Annotated in this window: 18 protein-coding genes; 10 read left to right on the forward strand and 8 right to left on the reverse strand. The window is 71.1% G+C overall.

The genetic code is table 11. The features are described from left to right. Positions 1 to 171: 171 nt before the first annotated feature. The 5 genes from ABEA93_RS24140 to ABEA93_RS24160 all read left to right on the forward strand — a co-directional run bounded on the left by ABEA93_RS24140 (position 172) and on the right by ABEA93_RS24160 (position 6,422). Positions 172 to 1,542, forward strand: a complete 1,371-nt coding sequence (locus ABEA93_RS24140; RefSeq protein WP_345677813.1) for a GH1 family beta-glucosidase — start codon at positions 172 to 174, stop codon at positions 1,540 to 1,542. Then, on the forward strand, positions 1,539 to 2,423 hold the full coding sequence (locus ABEA93_RS24145) for a carbohydrate ABC transporter permease (RefSeq protein WP_345677814.1): 885 nt from the start codon (positions 1,539 to 1,541) through the stop codon (positions 2,421 to 2,423). Before ABEA93_RS24140 ends, ABEA93_RS24145 begins: the two co-directional genes overlap by 4 nt. After that, a complete protein-coding gene (locus tag ABEA93_RS24150; RefSeq protein WP_425585063.1) occupies positions 2,420 to 3,352 on the forward strand; it encodes a carbohydrate ABC transporter permease in 933 nt (310 codons plus the stop codon). The genes ABEA93_RS24145 and ABEA93_RS24150 overlap by 4 nt, the downstream gene beginning before the upstream one ends. A gap of 100 nt (positions 3,353 to 3,452) precedes the next feature. Continuing rightward, positions 3,453 to 4,808 carry an ABC transporter substrate-binding protein gene (locus tag ABEA93_RS24155; RefSeq protein ID WP_345677815.1) on the forward strand — a complete coding sequence of 452 codons (1,356 nt, stop codon included), beginning with the start codon at positions 3,453 to 3,455 and terminating at the stop codon, positions 4,806 to 4,808. A gap of 63 nt (positions 4,809 to 4,871) precedes the next feature. After that, entirely contained in the window at positions 4,872 to 6,422 is a 1,551-nt protein-coding gene (locus ABEA93_RS24160; protein WP_345677816.1) for a glycoside hydrolase family 31 protein, read from the forward strand. Between the two features lie 38 nt (positions 6,423 to 6,460). On the opposite strand, the gene ABEA93_RS24165 is transcribed toward ABEA93_RS24160, so the two are convergent. Genes ABEA93_RS24165 through ABEA93_RS24195 form a run of 7 tightly spaced genes read right to left on the reverse strand, consistent with a single transcriptional unit; the run spans position 6,461 to position 13,863 of the window. Continuing rightward, entirely contained in the window at positions 6,461 to 6,916 is a 456-nt protein-coding gene (locus ABEA93_RS24165; protein WP_345677817.1) for a DUF4440 domain-containing protein, read from the reverse strand. Positions 6,917 to 6,960: 44 nt separating this feature from the next. Further along, a complete protein-coding gene (locus ABEA93_RS24170; RefSeq protein WP_345677818.1) occupies positions 6,961 to 8,142 on the reverse strand; it encodes an amidohydrolase family protein in 1,182 nt (393 codons plus the stop codon). Positions 8,143 to 8,150: 8 nt separating this feature from the next. Beyond that, positions 8,151 to 9,125 carry an oligopeptide/dipeptide ABC transporter ATP-binding protein gene (locus tag ABEA93_RS24175; RefSeq protein WP_345677819.1) on the reverse strand — a complete coding sequence of 325 codons (975 nt, stop codon included), beginning with the start codon at positions 9,123 to 9,125 and terminating at the stop codon, positions 8,151 to 8,153. Further along, positions 9,122 to 10,171, reverse strand: coding sequence for an ABC transporter ATP-binding protein (locus ABEA93_RS24180; RefSeq protein WP_425585064.1), 1,050 nt, complete (start codon positions 10,169 to 10,171; stop codon positions 9,122 to 9,124). Before ABEA93_RS24180 ends, ABEA93_RS24175 begins: the two co-directional genes overlap by 4 nt. Further along, positions 10,168 to 11,121, reverse strand: coding sequence for an ABC transporter permease (locus tag ABEA93_RS24185; RefSeq protein ID WP_345677821.1), 954 nt, complete (start codon positions 11,119 to 11,121; stop codon positions 10,168 to 10,170). The genes ABEA93_RS24180 and ABEA93_RS24185 overlap by 4 nt, the downstream gene beginning before the upstream one ends. Further along, positions 11,118 to 12,251 (reverse strand): ABC transporter permease, encoded by a 1,134-nt coding sequence (locus ABEA93_RS24190; protein ID WP_345677822.1) that lies wholly within the window; start codon positions 12,249 to 12,251, stop codon positions 11,118 to 11,120. Before ABEA93_RS24190 ends, ABEA93_RS24185 begins: the two co-directional genes overlap by 4 nt. Continuing rightward, complete coding sequence (locus tag ABEA93_RS24195) at positions 12,232 to 13,863, reverse strand: ABC transporter substrate-binding protein (RefSeq protein WP_345677823.1); 1,632 nt, start codon at positions 13,861 to 13,863, stop codon at positions 12,232 to 12,234. Before ABEA93_RS24195 ends, ABEA93_RS24190 begins: the two co-directional genes overlap by 20 nt. A 175-nt stretch (positions 13,864 to 14,038) precedes the next feature. On the opposite strand from ABEA93_RS24195, the gene ABEA93_RS24200 reads away from it, so the two are divergent. Genes ABEA93_RS24200 through ABEA93_RS24220 form a run of 5 tightly spaced genes read left to right on the forward strand, consistent with a single transcriptional unit; the run spans position 14,039 to position 18,852 of the window. After that, on the forward strand, positions 14,039 to 14,851 hold the full coding sequence (locus ABEA93_RS24200) for a cupin domain-containing protein (RefSeq protein ID WP_345677824.1): 813 nt from the start codon (positions 14,039 to 14,041) through the stop codon (positions 14,849 to 14,851). Positions 14,852 to 14,905: 54 nt separating this feature from the next. Next, positions 14,906 to 15,826, forward strand: a complete 921-nt coding sequence (locus tag ABEA93_RS24205) for a dihydrodipicolinate synthase family protein (RefSeq protein ID WP_345677825.1) — start codon at positions 14,906 to 14,908, stop codon at positions 15,824 to 15,826. Continuing rightward, positions 15,826 to 17,004: an NAD(P)/FAD-dependent oxidoreductase gene (locus ABEA93_RS24210; protein ID WP_345677826.1), complete on the forward strand. Its 1,179-nt coding sequence runs from the start codon at positions 15,826 to 15,828 to the stop codon at positions 17,002 to 17,004. The genes ABEA93_RS24205 and ABEA93_RS24210 overlap by 1 nt, the downstream gene beginning before the upstream one ends. After that, entirely contained in the window at positions 16,997 to 17,362 is a 366-nt protein-coding gene (locus tag ABEA93_RS24215) for a (2Fe-2S)-binding protein (protein ID WP_345677827.1), read from the forward strand. Before ABEA93_RS24210 ends, ABEA93_RS24215 begins: the two co-directional genes overlap by 8 nt. Further along, a complete protein-coding gene (locus ABEA93_RS24220; RefSeq protein ID WP_345677828.1) occupies positions 17,359 to 18,852 on the forward strand; it encodes an FAD/NAD(P)-dependent oxidoreductase in 1,494 nt (497 codons plus the stop codon). Before ABEA93_RS24215 ends, ABEA93_RS24220 begins: the two co-directional genes overlap by 4 nt. A gap of 130 nt (positions 18,853 to 18,982) precedes the next feature. Here the strand turns inward: ABEA93_RS24220 and ABEA93_RS42170 are convergent. Further along, positions 18,983 to 19,289: DUF397 domain-containing protein (locus ABEA93_RS42170; RefSeq protein ID WP_425585065.1), on the reverse strand; the 307-nt coding region annotated here is incomplete at its 5' end.

Genomic DNA, 19,289 nt, shown 5'->3' on the forward strand with positions numbered 1-19,289 from the left:
CCACCACTGCGCCCTGTAGACAATACGCGAACACAGGTTCATGTTTTGCGGTCCGCGTCCCGCCCGGGGCCTTCGACCGCAAACCGGAACCGCGGCGTCATCCAGGGCACGAAGACCCCCGTGCACGAAGATCCCCGTACCCCAGGCCAGTCCCCCAGGAAAGTGGTGCGCATGTCGGCCCCCTCGCCCCGCCCGGCCACACCGCCCCGGCTCCCCGCGTCCTTCGTCTGGGGCGCCTCCACCGCGGCCTACCAGATCGAGGGTGCAGCCGACGCGGACGGCAAGGGCCCGTCGATCTGGGACACCTTCGTCCGCCGCCCCGGGGCCGTCCGTGACGGCCACACCGGCGATGTCGCCTGCGACCACTACCACCGGCTCGGCGAAGACGTCGACCTCATGCGGCAACTCGGCCTCGACGCCTACCGGTTCTCGATCTCCTGGGCGCGCGTCCTCCCCGAAGGCACCGGCCGCGTCGAGCCGCGCGGCCTCGACTTCTACGACCGCCTCGTCGACCGTCTCCTCGCCGCCGGCATCACCCCCACCCCGACGCTCTTCCACTGGGACCTCCCCCAGGTCCTGGAGGACGAAGGCGGCTGGCTCAACCGCGACACCGCCTACCACTTCGCGGAGTTCGCGCACGTCACCGCCGAGCGCCTGGGCGACCGCGTGAAGAGCTGGATCACCCTCAATGAGCCCTTCGTGCACATGGTCTTCGGCTACGGCTTCGGCTCGCACGCCCCCGGCCGCACGCTCATGCTGGACGCCCTGCCGGTCGGCCACCACCAGCTCCTCGGCCACGGCCTCGCGACCCCCGCGCTGCGCGCCGCCGTTCCGCAGGCCGAGATCCTGGTCGCCAACAACTGCTCCCCCGTGCGCCTGCGCCCCGACGCCCGCACCGAAGCCGACGCGGCCGCCGCCGACGCCTACGACGCCCTGCACAACCGGCTGTTCAACGACCCGCTGCTGCTCGGCACCTACCCCGACCTGTCGGCGTTCGGCCTCACCGACCCGTCCTGGGGCGGGCTCGTCCACGACGGCGACCTCAAGGCCATCTCGGCTCCCCTCGACGGGCTCGGCATCAACTACTACAACCCGACGTGGCTCACCGCCCCCGCGGAGACCACCGGACTCCCCTTCGACGCGGTCGAACCCGACGAGCCGTACCGCCGCACGGCGTTCGACTGGCCGGTCGTCCCCGACGGCCTCACCCAGCTCCTCACGGACCTCAAGGCCCGCTACGGCGCCGCGCTCCCGCCGATCTGGATCACCGAGAACGGCTGCTCCGAACCGGCCGGCTTGCAGGACGACGCCCGCATCGACTTCCTCGCCGGGCACGTCGGCGCCATCGCCGACGCCGTCGACCAAGGCGTCGACGTCCGCGGCTACTTCACCTGGTCGCTGATGGACAACTTCGAGTGGGCCGAGGGCTTCCACCAGCGCTTCGGCCTCGTCGAGGTCGACTTCGAGACCCAAGCCCGCACGCCCCGCGCCAGCTTCGCGTGGTACCGCGACCTGATCGCCGCCCACCGGGGCGGGCAATGAGACGCGCCGCCCTCCGGCGCAACCTCACCGCACACGCGTTCTTCCTGCCGTTCCTCATCGTCTTCGCCCTCGCCGTCATCGCGCCGCTGGCGTACGCGATCAATCTGAGCCTGTACCAGGACAAGATGATCGGCGGCACCACCTTCACCGGCTTCGACAACTACACAAAGGCGTTCAAGGACAACCTGTTCCACGTCGGCCTCGGCCGGGTGGCGCTGTTCTTCGTCGTCCAGGTCCCGCTGATGCTCCTGCTCGCGCTCGCCGCAGCGCTGGCGATCGACAGCGGACGGCTTCGGGCGCCCGGGCTGTTCCGGGTCGGCCTGTTCATCCCGTACGCGGTGCCCGGCGTCGTCGCCGCCCTCATGTGGGGCTACCTGTACGGCGACCGGTTCGGCTTGGTCGGCGAGATCGAGGACCTGCTGCACGTCGACCTGCCGGACTTCCTGTCCCAAGGCTGGATGCTCGCCTCGATCGGCAACATCGTCACCTGGTCGTACGTCGGCTACAACATGCTGATCCTCTACGCAGCCCTGCGGGCCATCCCCGACGAGCTGTACGAGGCCGCGGAGATGGACGGCGCGGGCCGCATCCGGCAGGCCTGGAGCATCAAACTCCCCGCACTGCGCCCGGCGTTGCTCCTGACCACGATCTTCTCGGTGATCGGCACGTTCCAGCTGTTCAACGAACCGAGCGTGCTCCAAGCGCTGTCGCCCGCCGTCATCACCACGAACTACACGCCCAACATGTACGCGTTCAGCCTCGCCTTCGACGGCCGCCAGTTCAACTACTCCGCGGCGATCGCCGTGGTGCTGGGGCTGGTGACGGTCCTCGTCGCCTACGCCGTCCAGCTCGTGACGGCCCGAAGGGAGCGGATGCTGTGAGCGTCGACGCGAGCACCCGCATACCGGAAGCACGCAGCCGTCCCCGCAAGGCGATTCGCCCGCTCAGCCGTCGGCCCCGGCGGCGCGCCAAGAGCACCGCGCTGACCGTGGCCATGGGCCTGATGCTGGTCTACACGCTGATCCCCCTGGTGTGGCTGTTCATCAGCGCCACCAAGTCCAACCGCACCCTGTTCGACTCCCCCGGCCTGTGGTTCGGCGACGGGTTCCACCTGTTCTCCAACATCCACGACGTGCTGACCTACGACGACGGCATCTACCTGCGCTGGTTCGGCAACACACTCCTCTACTCCGTAGTCGGAGCGGGCGGCGCAGCGCTGATCGCCACCATGGGCGGCTACGCGCTCGCGAAGTTCGACTTCGTCGGCCGCCGGTTCCTCTCCGCGCTCGTCCTCGGCGCAATCTCCATCCCCGCCACCGCAATCGCGGTGCCGACCTACCTGCTGTTCACCGACATGGGCATCGTGAACACCCCGTGGGCGGTCCTGCTGCCGAGTCTGGCCAGCCCGTTCGGCCTGTACCTCATGCAGGTCTACGCCCGCGACGCCGTCCCCGACGCCATGCTCGAAGCCGCCCGCATCGACGGCGCCGGCGAGCTGCGGATCTTCTTCACCATCGCGCTGCGCCCGCTCGTCCCCGGCTTCGTCACCGTGCTGCTGTTCACGCTCGTGGCGACCTGGAACAACTACTTCCTGCCACTCATCGTGCTCAACGACCCCGACCTGTTCCCCCTGACGGTCGGCCTGCACCAGTGGAACACCATGGCGCAGGGCGGCGGCGGAGCGGGCACGCCCACGCTGCCGCTCGTCCTGACCGGCAGCCTGCTGGCGATCCTGCCGCTGATCGCCGCGTTCCTCTTCCTCCAGCGGTTCTGGCAGTCGGGCCTGACCGCGGGCGGCGTCAAGCAGTAGCCGCGCACTCCCGACCACAGCTGCACCCGGGCCGCCCCACCAGTAGTCCCGCCCCTGTCCGATCCGCCTGTCCGATCCGCCTGCGCCAGGAGCCGTCGAAATGCGTACTTCGCCCCCGAATATCCGCTCCATCGGCCGTGGTTCGACCGCGGTCACCGCCGCCGCCCTGGCGCTCGCGCTCACCGCGTGCGGCGGGGGTTCCGGGGGCGGCAACGCGTCGTCCGGCAGCAAGGTCGACCCGTCGGCCGTGAAGGCCGCGTTGGACCAGCCGGCCGAGATCACGTTCTGGACCTGGGTGCCGAACATCGCGAAGACCGTCGACCTGTTCGAGAAGAAGTACCCGAACATCAAGGTCGACGTGGTCAACGTCGGCGAGTCGAAGGACCAGTACACCAAGCTCACCGGCGCCCTGAAGGCCGGCAAGGGCGCTCCGGACGTGGCGCAGATCGAGTACTCCGCGCTGCCGCAGTTCGCGCTCACCGAGTCGCTGGTCAACCTGGCCGACTACGGCGCCGCCGGGCTGAAGGACGCGTTCGCGCCGTCCGCGTGGTCGCAGGTCAACGTGGCCGGGGGCATCTACGGCGTGCCGCAGGACACGGGGCCGATGGCGATGTTCTACCGGAAGGACATCTTCCAAAAGCTGGGGGCGGCGCCGCCCAAGACGTGGGAGGAGTTCACCGCGATCGCGAAGCGGATCCACGACGCCGACCCGTCGGTGTTCATGACCTTCGCGGACCCGTCCGACTCCGGCTCGGCGAGCAGCATGATCGCGGACCTCGGCGGCAAGCCGTTCGCCGTCGACGGCACCGACGTGAAGGTGGACCTCAAGGGCGATGCGGGCACCAAGGCGTACGCGGACCTCTTCGGCCAACTGATCAAGGACAAGCTCGTCGACGGCAACGCGAGCTTCACCAGCGACTGGTTCCAGTCGATCACCGCCGGCAAGTACGCGGTGTGGATGACCGGCGCCTGGGCCCCGGCCGTCCTCGACAAGTACCTCCCCGGAGGCAAGGGCCAGTGGGGCGTCGCGCCGATGCCCGGCGGGGTCAGCGCGGAGAACGGCGGCTCGGCGGTCGCGGTCACCACGCAGGCCAGGAACAAGGAGGCGTCGGTCGCGTTCAGCGAGTGGCTCAACTCCGACCCGGAGGCCGTCAAGTCGCTGAACGCCGAGGTCGGGTTGTTCCCGGCCACCAAGGCCATCCTCGACGACCCGGCGTTCCGCTCGGCCGAACTGCCGTATTTCCCAGGCGAGAAGCCCAACGAGGTCTTCGCCGATATGTCGAAGGCGGTCCGCCCTGGCTTCCAGTACCTGCCGTACCAGGTGTACGCCGACAGCATCTTCAAGGACACCGTCGGCCAGGCGATCCAGCACGCCGGCGATCTGAACGCCGCGCTGGCGGCGTGGCAGGACCGGCTCAAGACGTACGGCAAGGAACAGGGCTTCACCGTCAAGTAGGTCATCCGGTTCGGCAAGCGCCCCACCGGTCGTCCCCGCCCACGCAGAACAGGAACGCCAACCGTGAACCCTGTCGTGGCCGCCGCCCCCGGCGCCGTCCTCCGCCTGCCGCTCCTCCCCGGCGAACGCTGGTGGGGAGGAGCGGCGGCGGAGGGCCGGAGCATGCCGTACGCCGCCGACTACTCCTTCGACCTGCGCGATTTGCGGGGCAACCAGGGCATGCCGCTGCTGCTGTCGAACCGCGGACGCTGGGTGCACAGCACCGGCACGTTCACCTTCGAGGTCGGCGCGGAGGCCCTGACCGTCACCCCGCACGCCGAGGCGTCGGTCATCGAACACGCCGACGGCTTCGACGACTTGCGCGGCGCCTACCGCGACGTCATGTCCCGCTGCTACCCCGCCACCGGCGCGCTGCCCGACCCGCTGCTGTTCACCGCACCGCAGTACAACCTGTGGATCGAGACGGTCTTCGAGCCCACCCAGCAGAAGGTGCTCGACTACGCCGAACGCCTGCTCGCCGAGGGCTTCCCACCCGGCGTGCTGATGATCGACGACCAGTGGAGCGCGAGCTACGGCGACTGGACGTTCCACCGCGGCCGCTTCCCCGACCCGGCCGCGATGGTGGCCCGACTCCACGACCTGGGCTTCAAGGTCATGCTGTGGCTGGTGCCTTATGTCACCCCCGACTCCCCCACGGCCCGCACCCTCTTCGAGGCCGGCTACCTGCTGCCCGATCCCGCCGAGCGCTATCCCGCGGCGGTCGGGCTGTGGTGGAACGGCCTCAGTGCCTCGCTCGACCTCGGCCACCCGGATGCGGTGGCGTGGTTCCAGGAGACGCTGCAGCGTCTGCACACCGACTTCGGCATCGACGGCTTCAAGTTCGACGGCGGCGACGCGGAATGGTGGCGGCAGTTGGGAGTGGCCGATCCGGAGGCGTACACGCACACCTGGAACCGGCTCGGGCTCGCGTGGCCGCTCAACGAGTACCGGGACGCGTGGCGCACCGCGGGCCTGCCGCTCGCGCAGCGGCAGCAGGACAAGTACCACCAGTGGGACGGGCGGTTCGGCGTCGAGAGCCTGATCCCGAACGCGCTCGCGCAGGCGGTGACCGGGCACGCGTTCACCTGCCCGGACATGATCGGCGGCGGCGAGTTCCGCTTCGTCCCGGCCGAGAACGGTTACGACCAGGAACTCTTCGTCCGCTACGCGCAGATCGCCGCACTGTTCCCGATGATGCAGTTCTCCGCGGCGCCGTGGCGGGTGCTGGACGCCGAGCACCTCGCCATCGTCCGTGAAGCGGCTTTGCTGCACGCCGAGTTCGGATCGGAGATCCTGGCGGTCGCGAAGGCGTCGGCGGCGACCGGCGATCCCGTGCAGCGGCCGCTGGCGTGGGCGTACCCGGACGGCGGCTACGAGGACGTCACCGACCAGTTCCTCATCGGCGACACCCTGATGGTCGCGCCGGTGACGACTCCCGGTGCTTCCGTGCGCGAGGTCCGGATCCCGCCGGGGCGCTGGCGTGCCGACGACGGGACGGTCTACGAAGGGCCCGACACGGTGACGGTGGCGGCGCCGCTTGCCCGCCTCCCCTACTTCCGGGCGGTGACCGCGTAACGCGCCATGCCGGTGCCGGACGCGTGACGCGGGCGCGATCAGGCCAGGACATCCTCGTGGTTGTGGACGACGAGCCACTCGGTGCCGAACCGGCGGGCCACCGCCGTGTTGCGGATGCGTTCGGGGGCGGCAACGGTGCCGTCCGCCGCGGGGGCGAACTCGACGCGCAGCTCGTAGCGCGCCAAGGCGACGTCGCCCCAGACGTCGATCACCTCGTCGAACGCGTGGATGGCGACCACCTTCGGGGCATCCGGGCCGGTGGGCCGGTCGGCGCGGATCCGGTCGAGGTCGGCGCGTCCGAACAGCAGCTCCGGCACGGCCGAGTCCCAGACGGTCGCCTCGGGGTGGATGCGTGCGTCGATCCGGTCCCGGTCGGACGCGGTGAACCCCGCGTAGATGTCCAGCAGCGCGGACCAGACGGCCGCGCGGTCGTCGGCGTCGCCGGAAGGCCGGTATGCGGCACGCGAGTCGGACCGGTCGGGCACGGAGTTCATGGAGCGGGCACCTTTCCTGGGGTACAAGGAGAACGGGCGGCGGTTCAGGCGGCGAGGTCGTCGCGGACAACAACGCCCGACTGCATGACGAACGACAGACGGGACATCGCCGAGATGTCGCGCAGCGGGTCGCCGTCGACCGCGATCAGGTCGGCGGTGAAGCCGGGGGCGATCTGACCGAGGCGGTCCTCGGCCTGCACGAGGCGGGCCGCGGTGGTGGAGACGGACTGGAGGACCCGCAGGTTGTCGAGGCCGCCCTCCGCCATCAGGAGCATCTCGTACACCGCGGCGGGCACCCCCTCGACCAGGTCGGCGGGCGGGATGTCGGTGCCGTTGACCAGCTGCACGCCGGCCTCGACGGCGCGCCGGAACGAGGCCTTGTGCGGCTCGATCGCGTTCTGCGCGTTGGCCATCGACGCCTCGTCGAACCGGTTCTCCTTCATCCAGCTCAGCGAGTTGGTGACGCACAGTGTGGGCGTGACGAACGCGTTGCGCTCGGCCAGCAGGCGAGCGGTGTCGGCGTCCAGCGCGTAGGCGTGTTCGAAGGACCGGACGCCCTGGTACAGGGCCTCGCGGATGGCGGCCGACTCTCCCGAGTGGGCGACGACGTACGAGTCGTGCTCGTGCGCGGCCTTGACGGTCGCGGCGATTTCCTCCGGGGTCATCTCGGCGTGCTCGAAGTCCTCGCCTTCGCGGGCCAGGCCGGAGTTGATGAAGATCTTCAGATGATCGGCACCCGCGGCGAGTTCGCCGAGCGCCGCACGGTAGAAGGCGTCCGGCCCGCTCGCGTACGAGCAGTCCGCACCCGCGCCGTGGCCTTGCGGAGTCGACAGCGCCCGGCCCGCTCCGAAGATGCGCGGCGCGTCGATCCAGCCGCGGCGGTGCGCGTCGCGGAGCACCAGGTCGATCTGGTTCTGCTCGTGCACGCAGCGCAGCGTCGTGATGCCGGCCCGCAGCGCGTCGCCGGCGCGTTGCGCGGCCCGGAACGCCGTCAGCGCGGGCGACTCGTCCTCGCTGGTTTCGGAGAACGGGAACACCACGGACAAGTGGGAGTGGCACGAGATGATGCCGGGCAGCAGGTGCCTGCCGCCGAGATCGCGCGCGTCCGCGCCCGGCGGGAGTGCCCCGCGCACCTCCGCGATGGTGCCGCCCTCGATGCGCACGCTGCGGTCGCGCAGCAGCTCTCCGGACAGCACGTCGACGACATGGCAGTTGGTCAGCCACATGGCAGGAATCACCCGATCTTGAGGAGAGCCGGCGCGAGCACGGAACACGCCGCGCGTCGGCCGGGCAGGAATTCGGTCGGCTCGGGTTCGGCGTCCGCGCAGGCGTCCACGGCTATGGGGCAACGCGGGTGGAACCGGCAGCCGCTCGGCGGGAACGCCGGGTCGGGCACGTCGCCGGGCAGGTCCTGGGGCAGTTCGCCGTTGCCGTCGGCCCGAGGCACGGCGGAGATGAGTGCCCGGCTGTAGGGGTGCCGCGGGTCGTCCCACACCTGGTCCGTCGGGCCGCTCTCGACCACGGTCCCCAGGTACATCACGGCGACGGTGTCGGCGATCTGCCGGACGATCGACAGGTCGTGCGAGATGAACAGCAGACCCACGCCGCGCTCGCGCGCCAAGTCCAGCAGCAGGTTCGCGATGGAGGCCTGCGCCGACGCGTCGAGCGCGGCGATCGGCTCGTCCGCGACGATGCAGCTGGGGTCGGCGGCGAGGACCCGGGCGATGGCGATGCGCTGGCGCTGGCCGCCGGAGAACTCGTGCGGGAACCGCTCGGCGAACTCCGCGGACAGGCCGACGCGGTCGAGCAGTTCGCGGGCCAGTGCGCGTCCGTCGGCGCGGGTGCCGCCGGACAGGACCACGGCGTCGGAGATCTGTTCGCCGATCTTGCGCCGTGGATTCAGCGACGCGTACGGGTCCTGGAACACCATCTGGAGGCCCCGCTGCGCGGGCGGCCGGGGCTTCAGCCCCAGCGGGGTGACCGGCGCGCCGGCGAACTCCACGCTCCCGGAGGCGGGCTTCAGCAGCCCCACCGCGGCCTTGCCGAGGGTCGACTTGCCGCATCCGGACTCGCCGACCAGCCCGACCACCTGGCCCGGCTCGACCCGCAGATCGACACCGGCGACGGCGCGCACCGCGGGGCGCCCGGGCGAGTGGTAGGACACCGTCAGGTCGCGCAGCACCAGGCTGGCGTCCGGGGTCGCGTTCATCGGGCACCCGCTTCCGTGGTCTCGGTTTCCGGGGAGGTGCGGTCGGCGAGCGGGTCGACCGGGCAGGCGGTGGCGTGCGCTTCGGTCAGCGGCAGCAGTTCCGGGCGGTCGCCCGCGCAGGCGTCGACGGCGAACGGACAGCGCGGGTGGAACGCGCACCCGCTCGGCGCGAGGCCCAGCTTGGGAGGCGAGCCGGGGATCGGCAGCAGTGCGGTGGTGCCGGCACCCGGATGCGGGAGAGCGTCCAGCAATCCGCGGGTGTAGGGGTGGCGCGGCGTGCGCAGCACCTCGGCGCGGGGCCCGGTCTCCGCGATCCGGCCCGCGTACATGACGGAGACCCGGTCGGCGAGTGCCGACATCACGCCGAGGTCGTGGGTGATGATCAGCACGGACAGGCCGTTCTCCCGGCGGAGCCGGTCGAGCAGCCGCAGGATGCCGGCCTGCACGGTCACGTCGAGGGCGGTCGTCGGTTCGTCGGCGAGCAGCAGGTCCGGGTCGCAGGCCAGCGCGACGGCGATGGCGATGCGCTGGCGCATACCGCCGGAGAACTGGTGGGGGTAGCGCTTCAGGGCCTGTTCCGGGTCCGGGATGCGGACCGTGGCCAGCAGCTCCGCGGCACGTGCGTTCGCGGCCTTCTTGCCGAGCTTCTTGTGGTGGCGCAGGTGTTCCGTGAGCTGCTTGCCGACGGAGAGCATCGGGTGCAGGGACGTCATCGGGTCCTGGAAGACCATGGCGACCTTGTTTCCGCGCAGGTCGCGGACCTGGCGCGGGGTCATGGACAGGACGTCCCGGCCCTCGACGCGCATCTCGCCGCGGGCGGTTCCGCCCTGGGGAAGCAGGCCGAGCAGGGCCAGCGCGGTCATCGTCTTGCCGGATCCGGACTCGCCGGCCAGGCCGACGATCTCGCCGCGTTCGACGGTCAGGTTCACGCCGTCCAGGGCGCGCAGGGGCGTGCCGTCCGGGCCGGGAAGTTCCACCACGAGGTCGCGGATGTCCAGGAGCGGGCCGCCGGCCCGTGCGGAGATCGTGTCGTTCATCGTCGTCACCCTCGGATGGCCCGTGCGGTACGGGGGTCGAGCGCGTCCCGCAGGGTGTCGCCCAGGAAGTTGAAGGCGAGCACGGAGAGCAGGATGGCCGCGCCGGGGAACACGGCGACCCACCACGCGTCGAAGTTGGCGGACCCGGCGTTGACCATCGCGCCCCATTCGGCCGCGGGGGGTTGTGCGCCGAGCCCCAGGAAGGAGAGACCGGACAGCAGCAGTACGGCGTTGCCCAGGTCGAGCGCGGCGAGCACGGCCACCGGACCGGCGAGGTTCGGCCGCAGGTCCACGGCGAGCACCCGCCATCCGGACGCGCCGAGGAGCCGGTCGGCCTGCACGAAGTCGGACTGCCGCAGGCTCAGCACGAGTCCGCGGACCACGCGTGCGTACGTCGGCCAGCTGACCACCACGACCGCGAGCACCGCGTTGGTCAGGTTGGGTCCGAGCGCCGCGACGACGGCCATCGCCAGGATGATCGCGGGGAAGGCCAGCACCAGGTCGGCGCAGCGCATCACGACCATGTCGATCCAGCCGCCGAAGTAGCCCGCGACGGCGCCGAGCACCGTGCCGATCACCATCGCCAGCACGACGAGCAGCAGGGCGAGCGGCAGGGAGACCCGGGTGCCGTGGATGACCCGGGACAGGATGTCCCGGCCGAGTTGGTCGGTCCCGAACCAGTGCTCGGCGGACGGAGCCTGGTACTTGGGCCACTTCTGCGCGAGCGGGTCTTCCGGCGAGATCACCGAGGCGAAGACCGCGGCCACCAGGAACACGCCGATGATGACGAGGCCGGTGACGGCGAGGGGGCTGCGCCACGGGGACTTGTTCGCCCGGCGGCGCCGGCGCCGCGCGGCGCGCTCGTCGGCCGCGTCCGGTGCGCCGGTGCGGCCGGGGTCGCTGCGGTTGCCGCGGCCGGCGCCGAGCCGGTCGCCGAGGAATATGCGCGTGGCGTTCACGAGAGGCGGATCCTCGGGTCGATGACCCCGTAGAGCAGGTCCACGAGGAGGTTGATGACGACGTACACGACCGCGACGAACAGGCAGACGCCCATGATGGACGGCAGGTCGAGGTTGAGCGCGCTCTTGTACGCGTACTGGCCCAGCCCCGGCCAGGACAGCACGTTCTCCACCAGCACGGTGCCGGCGAGCATGCCGCCGAACGTGAGGCCGGCGACGGTCAGGATCGACGTCAGTGCCGGACGCAGCGCGTGCCGCCGGATCACGGTGGATTCGGGGAGCCCCTTGGCGCGTGCGGCGCGCACGTAGTCGTTGCCCAGCGCTTCGAGTACGGCGGCCCGGGTGAACCTGGTGAGCACGCCGATGTTGAACGCGGCCAGCACGCACGCGGGCAGGACCATCCGGGAGAACGCCTCGCCGAACGTGCCCCACTCGCCGGTCAGCAGCGAGTCGACGGTGTACAGCCCGGTGATGTCGTCCGGCGGAATCGCCCCGGGGGAGAGCCGCCCGCCGGCCTGGATCCAGCCGAGCTTGAACGAGAAGACGTAGAACGCCACCTGGGCCAGCCAGAACACCGGGACGGACACGCCGGCGAGCGAGACGACGCGGATGATCCGGTCCGGCCAGCGGCCGCGGGTCACCGCCGCGACGATGCCCAGGCCGACCCCGATCACCAGGGCGAGCACGATGGCGGCCAGCGCGAGTTCGAGGCTGGCCGGGATCTTGTCGCCGAGGTCGTCCCACACGGGGCGGTGGGTCTGCTGCGAGGTGCCCATGTCGCCGTGCAGCAGGTTGGTCAGGTAGGTCCAGTACTGCGACGGCAGCGAGTCGTCGAGCCCGTTCTTCGCCTTGAACGCGGCCACCGCGGCCGGGTCGTTCAGCGCCCGCTGGCCGAGGTTCGCGGCGACCGGGTCGCCCGGGACGGCGTGGGTGAGCCCGAAGGCCAGGATCGTGATGCCGAGGCAGAGGAGCACGCCCACGCCGAGGCGCACGAGGACGAACCGGGCGAACGGGTGGGAGCGCCGTTTGGCCGACGCGGTTCCCCGGCCGGGGGCCGCGCCCTTGACGGGCGCGGACCCCGGCCGGGAGGTGCCCCGGTCGACCCCGGTGTCAGCCGAGCTTGTCGACATCGACGTACCAGATGGGGTTGTAGTACACGTTCTTCACCGAGTTGTTCGCGGCGATGACCTGGGCGGTCTGGAGCAGCGGGACGAACGGGCTCGTCTGCTGCATGGCCTCCTGGAGCTTGCGGAAGGCGTCGACGCGCGCGGCCTCGTCGGTCGCCGTGCGGGCCTGCTCGGCGAGTGCGGTCACCGCCGGGTTGGCGCCCTCGTTCCAGCCGGCGCGCTTGCCGACCAGCTCGCCGGGGGCGAAGGCCAGGTAGTCCGACGCGTCCGGGTAGTCCGCCTGCCACCACCACAGACCGAGCGCCTCGGTGCCGTTGCGGTAGGAGTCCAGGGCGGTCTGGGTCGGCGCGGGCTTGAGCGCGACGGTGATGCCGACGTCCTTGAGGTTCGCCTGGATGCGGGCGGCGAGGTCACCGAAGTTGATGCCGTTGATGGTGACGTCGGACGCGTAGTACAGGTCCACGGTCGGGTTGTTCAGTCCGGCGCGGGCCAGGGCCGCCTTGGCGCGGGGGATGTCGCGCTTGATCGCCGCCGAGGCGTCGAGCGCGCCGGTGAAGAAGCCCGGCACGATGCCGGCCGCCTGGGCCGAGCCCTCGCCGGCGACGTCGAGGAGGGACGGGTAGTCCACGCCGTAGCGCACGGCCTCCTGGAAGTCCTTGTTCGAGGTGATCTTCGAGACCGCCGGGTTGTCGTTGCTGAACAGGAAGGCGGTGGTCGGGGTGGGCTTCTGCAGGACCTGGGCCTGGCCCTTCACCTTGGCCGCCTGGTCCGCCGACATGTCCAGGGACAGCTGGCTTTCGCCGGACAGGATGTTCAGCTGCTGCGTGCTCGCAGGCACGTTGCGGATCACGACCTTGCCGTACTTGGGCTTGGCGCCCCAGTAGTTGTCGTTGCGGGTGAGCACGACCTCGGTGGACACGTCGTACTTGGTGATCTTGTACGGGCCGGAGCCCTGCGAGTCCGTGTTGAGGTACTGCTCGGCCTTGTCGCTCTGGTCCGCGCCGGCCGCGTCGGAGCCGCCGTGGGCGGTGACCGCCGTCGAGTTGACGATGCCGAGCGCCGGGGTGGGGATGCGGAACGGCAGCGAGGCGTCGGGCTTCTCGGTGGTGAGGACCACCGTGTGCTCGTCCTTCGCGGACACGGTCACGCCGTCGAGGAGGAACGACGGATTGCCTTTGAGGTTCTTGACGCGGTTGAAGGAGAACACCACGTCCTTGGCGGTGACCGGGGTGCCGTCGTTGAACTTGGCCTCCGGACGCAGCGGGAACGTGAACGTCTTGCCGTCCGGCGACACCTCGTACGACGCGGCGAGCTGCGGCACCGGCTTGGTGACGTCGCCGTTCGCGAAGGTGAGCAGCGTGTCGTACGCGGCGCGCGTGACGAAGATCCCGGTGGGCTCGAACGTCCGGCTCGGGTCGGCGGTCTTGAGGCTGAACGACGTGTCGACGACCAGGGTGTCGTTGCCGCCGCCGCTGCCGCCCGCGCCGTCGGAGGACTTCTTCGCGCCGCCGCAGGCGGACAGTGTCACAGCGGCGACCACGGTCACCGCGAGCGGAGCGAGGGCCCGGCGGCCGATCCCGCCGCGACTGGCCCCGTTGGGGTGATTGGCCTGCATGGCGCACCTTCCTCGGGCGCCCGGTCAAAGAGCGGACGAGACCGGGTGTTTGATGTGACTGAACAGTGGCCCTGAAGGTAGGCGGCGATCGACCCGGCGGTCAATGGTCATTTTTTCGGTCTCGTGATGTGGGATCAGATGGCTGGATTCCGTGATCGGGAGTCCACGAAGAGCGATGATTCTTCGCATTCATAACGGTTGGATCACCGGACAGAGCAGCGGTTCTCGACATACCGGGCGGGTCGCGCGGAACATTTCGGCCACGCCGGGAACCGACCAGCGGATGAAGGAATCAGGTCAGCGAACAGCCGGGCCGGCAGCAGCCTTGACGAAAGACGTCGGGCGTGCTTATGTTCGGCGCCAGACGTTCAATCTCACTGAACACACCATCACGCACAAGCTAGGATCCGCGCGTCGGGGTGGCGGACAGCGGAACGAACGGGGAACGACCATGTTGGGCGACCGACTGCGCGAACTACGTCAGGCACACGATCTGAGCCTTCGTCAGTTGGCGGCGGAGGCAGGCATTTCCGCCGGGATGCTGAGTCAGTTGGAGAACGGCAGCACCGAACCGAGCCTGTCGACGCTCCGGAAACTCGCCCGTGTTTTCGACACCTCGATCGCCACGCTGTTCGACGATCCCGACGTACCACGTGTCGCGGTGACCACCCGCGAGAACCGCATGCGGCTCGGTGCCGCCCGCCAGCACATCACCTACTCCAGGCTCACCCCCGGAACAGGCGATCTCGAAGTGCTGGAGGCGGACATCGAACCCGGCCAGGCGTCCTCCGACGAGCCCTACAGCCATCCGTCCACGGAATGCGCGACGGTGCTCGCCGGGTGTCTCGACGTCGAAGTGGACGGCCGCGTATACCGGCTGGGCGAAGGCGACGCGATCACCTTCGACTCCCGGTTGCCGCATCGTTTCGTCAACAGCTCCGACGAGCCGGCCCGGCTGCTGGTCGCGGTCACCCCTCCGATGCCCTGACGGCGCGGCGGGCGGCCCGGATCCCCGCGTTTGTGCCTCGAAAGGACCGAGGGCATGGACCGCCACACCGTCGACTGGCACGGCTACATCCCGGCCGTCACGACACCCTTCACCGCCGAAGGCGACCTCGACCTGGCCGCGTGGGACGCGCAGCTGGAGTGGTTCGCCGCCGAGGGGTTGGACGGCGTCGTCATCGCCGGGACCACCGGCGAGTGGTACACCCTCTCCGCCGCCGAGCGCGCCACGCTCTTCGCCCGCGCGGCACGGCAGGTCCGCGGCCGGTACACCCTCATCGGCGGCTGCAACGCCTACACCGCGGCCGAGGCCGCCGGCCACGCGCGCGCCGCCCGGGAAGCGGGACTCGACGGCATCCTGCTCACGCCGCCCCCCTACGTGGTGCCCAACCCGCGCGAGACCGTCGAGTACTACCGCGAGGTCGGCGCCGCGGTGGACATCCCGACGTGCGTGTACAACTGGCCCCGCGGCTGCGGGATCGACCTGGACACCGACACCCTCGGCCTCCTCGCCGACCTCCCCAACGTGGTCGCGGTCAAGAACTCCACCGGCGACTTCGGCGGTTTCGTACGCGGTCTGGTCGCCCTCCACGACCGCGTGCGCTACTTCGGGATCACCACGGATGCGGTCGGAGCCGCGCTGATGCGCGGCATCGGCGGCGACGGACTGATGGGCGCGGGCGCCGTCCTCGGGAACGACCACCCCGCGTTCTTCCGGCACCTGGCAGCCGGCGACGAGGCCGCCGCGCTCGCCGTCGGCGCCCGCGACCGGGTGCTCATGTCCGCCTGGTTCACCAAGGACTACGGCCCGCGCTTCGGCAGCGCGCCCGCCATCCTCAAGCACGCCCTCGGCCTGCGCGGCGTCCCCGCCGGGCACCCGCGCCGCCCCCTGCTCCCGCTCACCGGCGCCGAACGCGACCTCGTCCACCACACGATGGCCGAACTCGGACTCGTCTCCTGATGGAGCGCCACGACGTCCTGGTGATCGGCGGGGGACTGCTCGGCTGCGCCCTCGCGCACCATCTCACCCGGGCCGGCGCGACGGTCGCGCTCGTCGAGAAGGACCAGCTCAACCGGCACGCGTCCGGGCAGAACGCGGGCAGCCTGCACTTCCAACTCGAATACCGGATGATCCAGCACGGCCCGGAGGTCGCCGCACGCGCCGCCGAGGCACTGCCGCTGCACCTCGACGCGATGCGGGCGTGGGCCTCCCTCGAGGACGAGATCGGCGAGCCGTGCGGCGTCCGCCGCCGCGGCGGACTGATGCTCGCCGAAACCCCGGAACAGCTCGAACTCCTCGCCCGAAAGACCGCGTTGGAACGCGCGCACGGACTGGACGTGCGCGTCCTGGACACCGACGAGACCCACGCGCTCGCGCCCTATCTGTCCGACCACGTCCTCGGCGCGGCCTGGTGCCCCGGCGAGGGCAAAGCCAACCCGCGGCTGGTCACCCACGCCTACGCACGTGCGGCCGCCCGCAACGGCGCGCACATCGCGGCGGGCACCGGGCTCCGCGCCCTGCGCCACGACGGGCGCGAGTGGATCGCCACCGTCACGCGGGACGGACGCGAACGACCGATGCGGGCCCGGGCCGTGGTCATCGCCGCCGGGATCTGGACGGCGCAGGTCGCCGCGATGGCCGACGTGCGGCTCCCGGTGATCCCGGTCGCCCTGTCCATGACGGTGACCGCGGCGACCGCTCCTCTGGTACCCCACCTCGTCCAGCACGTCGGCCGCAGGCTGTCGCTCAAGCAGACGGAGGAGGGCAACGTCCTGGTCGGCGGCGGGTGGCCCGCCAAGTTCGTGCACCACGGCGGCGACCTCGACCTCGACGAACGCCCCGAACTGCGGCTCGACTCCGTCTTCGGCAGCGCCGACGCCGCCCGGGTCGTGCCCGCGGTGCAGCAGCTCCCGGTGCTGCGCATCTGGTCCGGTGCGACGTCGCTGACCCCCGATCAACTCCCCCTCCTCGGCGCCGTGCCCCGGCGGCCCGACCTGTATGTGGCCACCGGCGGCTCCGCCTTCACGCTCGGCCCGACCTACAGCAGGCTTCTCGCCCAGCAGGTGCTCACCGGCCGCACCGAACTGCCCATCGGCGACTATTCGCCCGCACGGTTTGGGTTCCTGAACTTTGTCTGAGCATCCGACCCACGTCACGACCCACGTCCCCCACCGTCCGGTCGCGGTGACCGTCGACGGCGAGCGCCGCGACCTCCTCCCCGGACGGTCGCTCGCCGCCGCGCTGATCGGTGCGGACCTCCCGGTGACCCGCCACGACCGCGCGGGGCGGCCACGCGCGCCGTTCTGCGCGATGGGGGTGTGCTTCGAATGCGCGCTGACGGTCGACGGAGTCCCGCTGGTCCGGGCCTGCCAGGAACCGGTGCGGGCGGGCATGACCGTGCAGACCGGACGCGGCCCGCACGCCGGGTCGACCGCCGGGTCGACCGCCGGGTCGACCGCCGGGTCGACCGCCGTCGGCCGTGAGGAGCGGACATGAGCACCCACCGGCCCGCCGACCTCGTCGTGGTCGGCGCGGGCCCCGCCGGGCTCGCCGCCGCCGTCACGGCCGCGCGACACAGCGTCGATGTCGAGATCGTCGACGAACAGCCCCGCCCCGGCGGGCAGATCTGGCGGCGTCCCGACCCCGCCCTCGGCGCCGCCGACCCCCTCGACGCGCCCGCCTACGCGGCCGGACGCGCGCTGCTCGCCGAGGCCGCGGACACCCCCGGCCTGCGCATACGGCACGACACCGTCGCCTGGGGCGTGTTCGGCACGCGGACCGAGCCCGACGGGTGGGCCGCACCCGAAGGCACCCCCGTCGAGCAGGGCCTGAGCCTCGCCGTGCACGGGCCCCGCGGCGTCGACGTCCTTCGTCCGCGCGCCCTCCTCCTCACGGGCGGCGCCTTCGACCTTCCGGTGCCGATGCCCGGCTGGACGCTCCCGGGCTTCCTCACCGTCGGCGGAATCCAGGCCCTGCTCAAGGGCCAGCAGACACTCGCCGGCCGACGCATCGTGCTGGCCGGCGCGCACCCGCTCCTGCTCGTCGCCGCCGCCCAACTGCTGCACGCCGGCGCCGACATCGCCGAAGTCGCCTTCGCGCAAGGACTGCCCGGCGTCGGCACCGCCGGTCCGGCCTTGGCCGCGCTGCCGGGAAACCGCGCCAAGCTCACCGAGGGGGCAACCGCGCTGCGCACCCTGCGCCGGGCGGGCGTACCCGTCCGCACGCGCACCCTGCTGGTCCGCGCCGAGGGCGACGGCCGGGTCACCGGAGCCGTCCTCAGCAAGGTGGACGACCAGTGGCGGCCGCTGCCCGGCACCACACGGGTCGTCGACTGCGACACCGTCGGCATCGGGTTCGGGTTCGTCCCCGCCACGGAACTCGCCCGCCAGGCCGGATGCGAGGCCCGATGGGACGACGTGTCGGGCGGCTGGATCCTGGTGCACGACGAGGCCATGCGCACCACCCGTCCGCAGATCTGGGCCGCGGGCGAACTCACCGGCGTCGCGGGCGCCGAACGCGCGGTCGCCGAAGGCCGCCGCGCCGCGCTCGACATATGCGATGCCCTCGGTGCCGTCGACAAGCCGGTCATCAACCAGGAACTCAAGAACGTACGGCGCGAATTGGCCGCCACCGGACGCATGGCGACGCTGCTCGACCGGACGTGCGCGCCGATCCGCGCCGCACTCGGCGCGCTCGCCGACGACGACACCCTGCTGTGCCGTTGCGAAGAGGTCACCGTCGGCGAGGTCCGCGCCACGCTCGCCGACAACCCGTCGCTGGCCACCGCCGACGCGGTCAAGCTGATCACGCGCGTCGGCATGGGCCCCTGCCAGGGCAGAATGTGCGGCCCCGCACTCGCTGACCTGCTCCACCGCGAAAAGGCCCTGCCGCAAGCCACCATCGGGCCGTTCACCGCCCGACCCCCGGTCAAGCCGGTACCGCTGGAGGCGCTTGCCGCGGCCCACGACCGGTGCAGACATCCGTGAGCGAGGTTCGCGGCACCCACCCGCGATTGCGCAGCCGACTGGTGCACCGGCACCGACCACTACCGGGGTTGGGCCGCAGGACCTGAACCGGCACGAACATGCCGGGCCGGACCCTGATGCGCACCCGCAGTCAGCTACGGGCCGACGAAACGAGCGCTTGCCAAGCGGCCGCACCGACCATCAACCGAGGACCGGCGACGAACTTCGAGTCCCGAAGAAAGACGACGCCCGGAAGGCTCGCAACTTCCACGCAGTTGCCACCGTCGCTGTCGCTGTAACTGGATTTACGCCAGGCAAGTTCGACGTTCACGGGTCTGATGCACGATCGGGTGACATCTGAACTGGCTTGCCCTGTGGGGTAGGTGGGAAGGATGTCGTTGTGCCGAAGCCCTATCCGGATGAGTTCCGCGAAGATGTCGTGCGGGTCGCTAGGAACC

The sequence above is a fragment of the Yinghuangia aomiensis genome (assembly GCF_039542225.1).
Classification (GTDB): Bacteria; Actinomycetota; Actinomycetes; order Streptomycetales; family Streptomycetaceae; genus Yinghuangia; species Yinghuangia aomiensis.

Excerpts from the sequence above, each read along its gene's own strand:
- ABEA93_RS24170 (WP_345677818.1), bottom strand. The coding sequence starts at position 8,142 with ATGTGGCTGACCAACTGCCATGTCGTCGACGTGCTGTCCGGAGAGCTG.
- ABEA93_RS24200 (WP_345677824.1), top strand. The coding sequence starts at position 14,039 with ATGATTCTTCGCATTCATAACGGTTGGATCACCGGACAGAGCAGCGGT.
- ABEA93_RS24155 (WP_345677815.1), top strand. The coding sequence starts at position 3,453 with ATGCGTACTTCGCCCCCGAATATCCGCTCCATCGGCCGTGGTTCGACC.
- ABEA93_RS24220 (WP_345677828.1), top strand. The coding sequence starts at position 17,359 with ATGAGCACCCACCGGCCCGCCGACCTCGTCGTGGTCGGCGCGGGCCCC.
- ABEA93_RS24145 (WP_345677814.1), top strand. The coding sequence starts at position 1,539 with ATGAGACGCGCCGCCCTCCGGCGCAACCTCACCGCACACGCGTTCTTC.
- ABEA93_RS24210 (WP_345677826.1), top strand. The coding sequence starts at position 15,826 with ATGGAGCGCCACGACGTCCTGGTGATCGGCGGGGGACTGCTCGGCTGC.
- ABEA93_RS24205 (WP_345677825.1), top strand. The coding sequence starts at position 14,906 with ATGGACCGCCACACCGTCGACTGGCACGGCTACATCCCGGCCGTCACG.
- ABEA93_RS24165 (WP_345677817.1), bottom strand. The coding sequence starts at position 6,916 with ATGAACTCCGTGCCCGACCGGTCCGACTCGCGTGCCGCATACCGGCCT.
- ABEA93_RS24195 (WP_345677823.1), bottom strand. The coding sequence starts at position 13,863 with ATGCAGGCCAATCACCCCAACGGGGCCAGTCGCGGCGGGATCGGCCGC.
- ABEA93_RS24140 (WP_345677813.1), top strand. The coding sequence starts at position 172 with ATGTCGGCCCCCTCGCCCCGCCCGGCCACACCGCCCCGGCTCCCCGCG.
- ABEA93_RS24175 (WP_345677819.1), bottom strand. The coding sequence starts at position 9,125 with ATGAACGCGACCCCGGACGCCAGCCTGGTGCTGCGCGACCTGACGGTG.
- ABEA93_RS24190 (WP_345677822.1), bottom strand. The coding sequence starts at position 12,251 with ATGTCGACAAGCTCGGCTGACACCGGGGTCGACCGGGGCACCTCCCGG.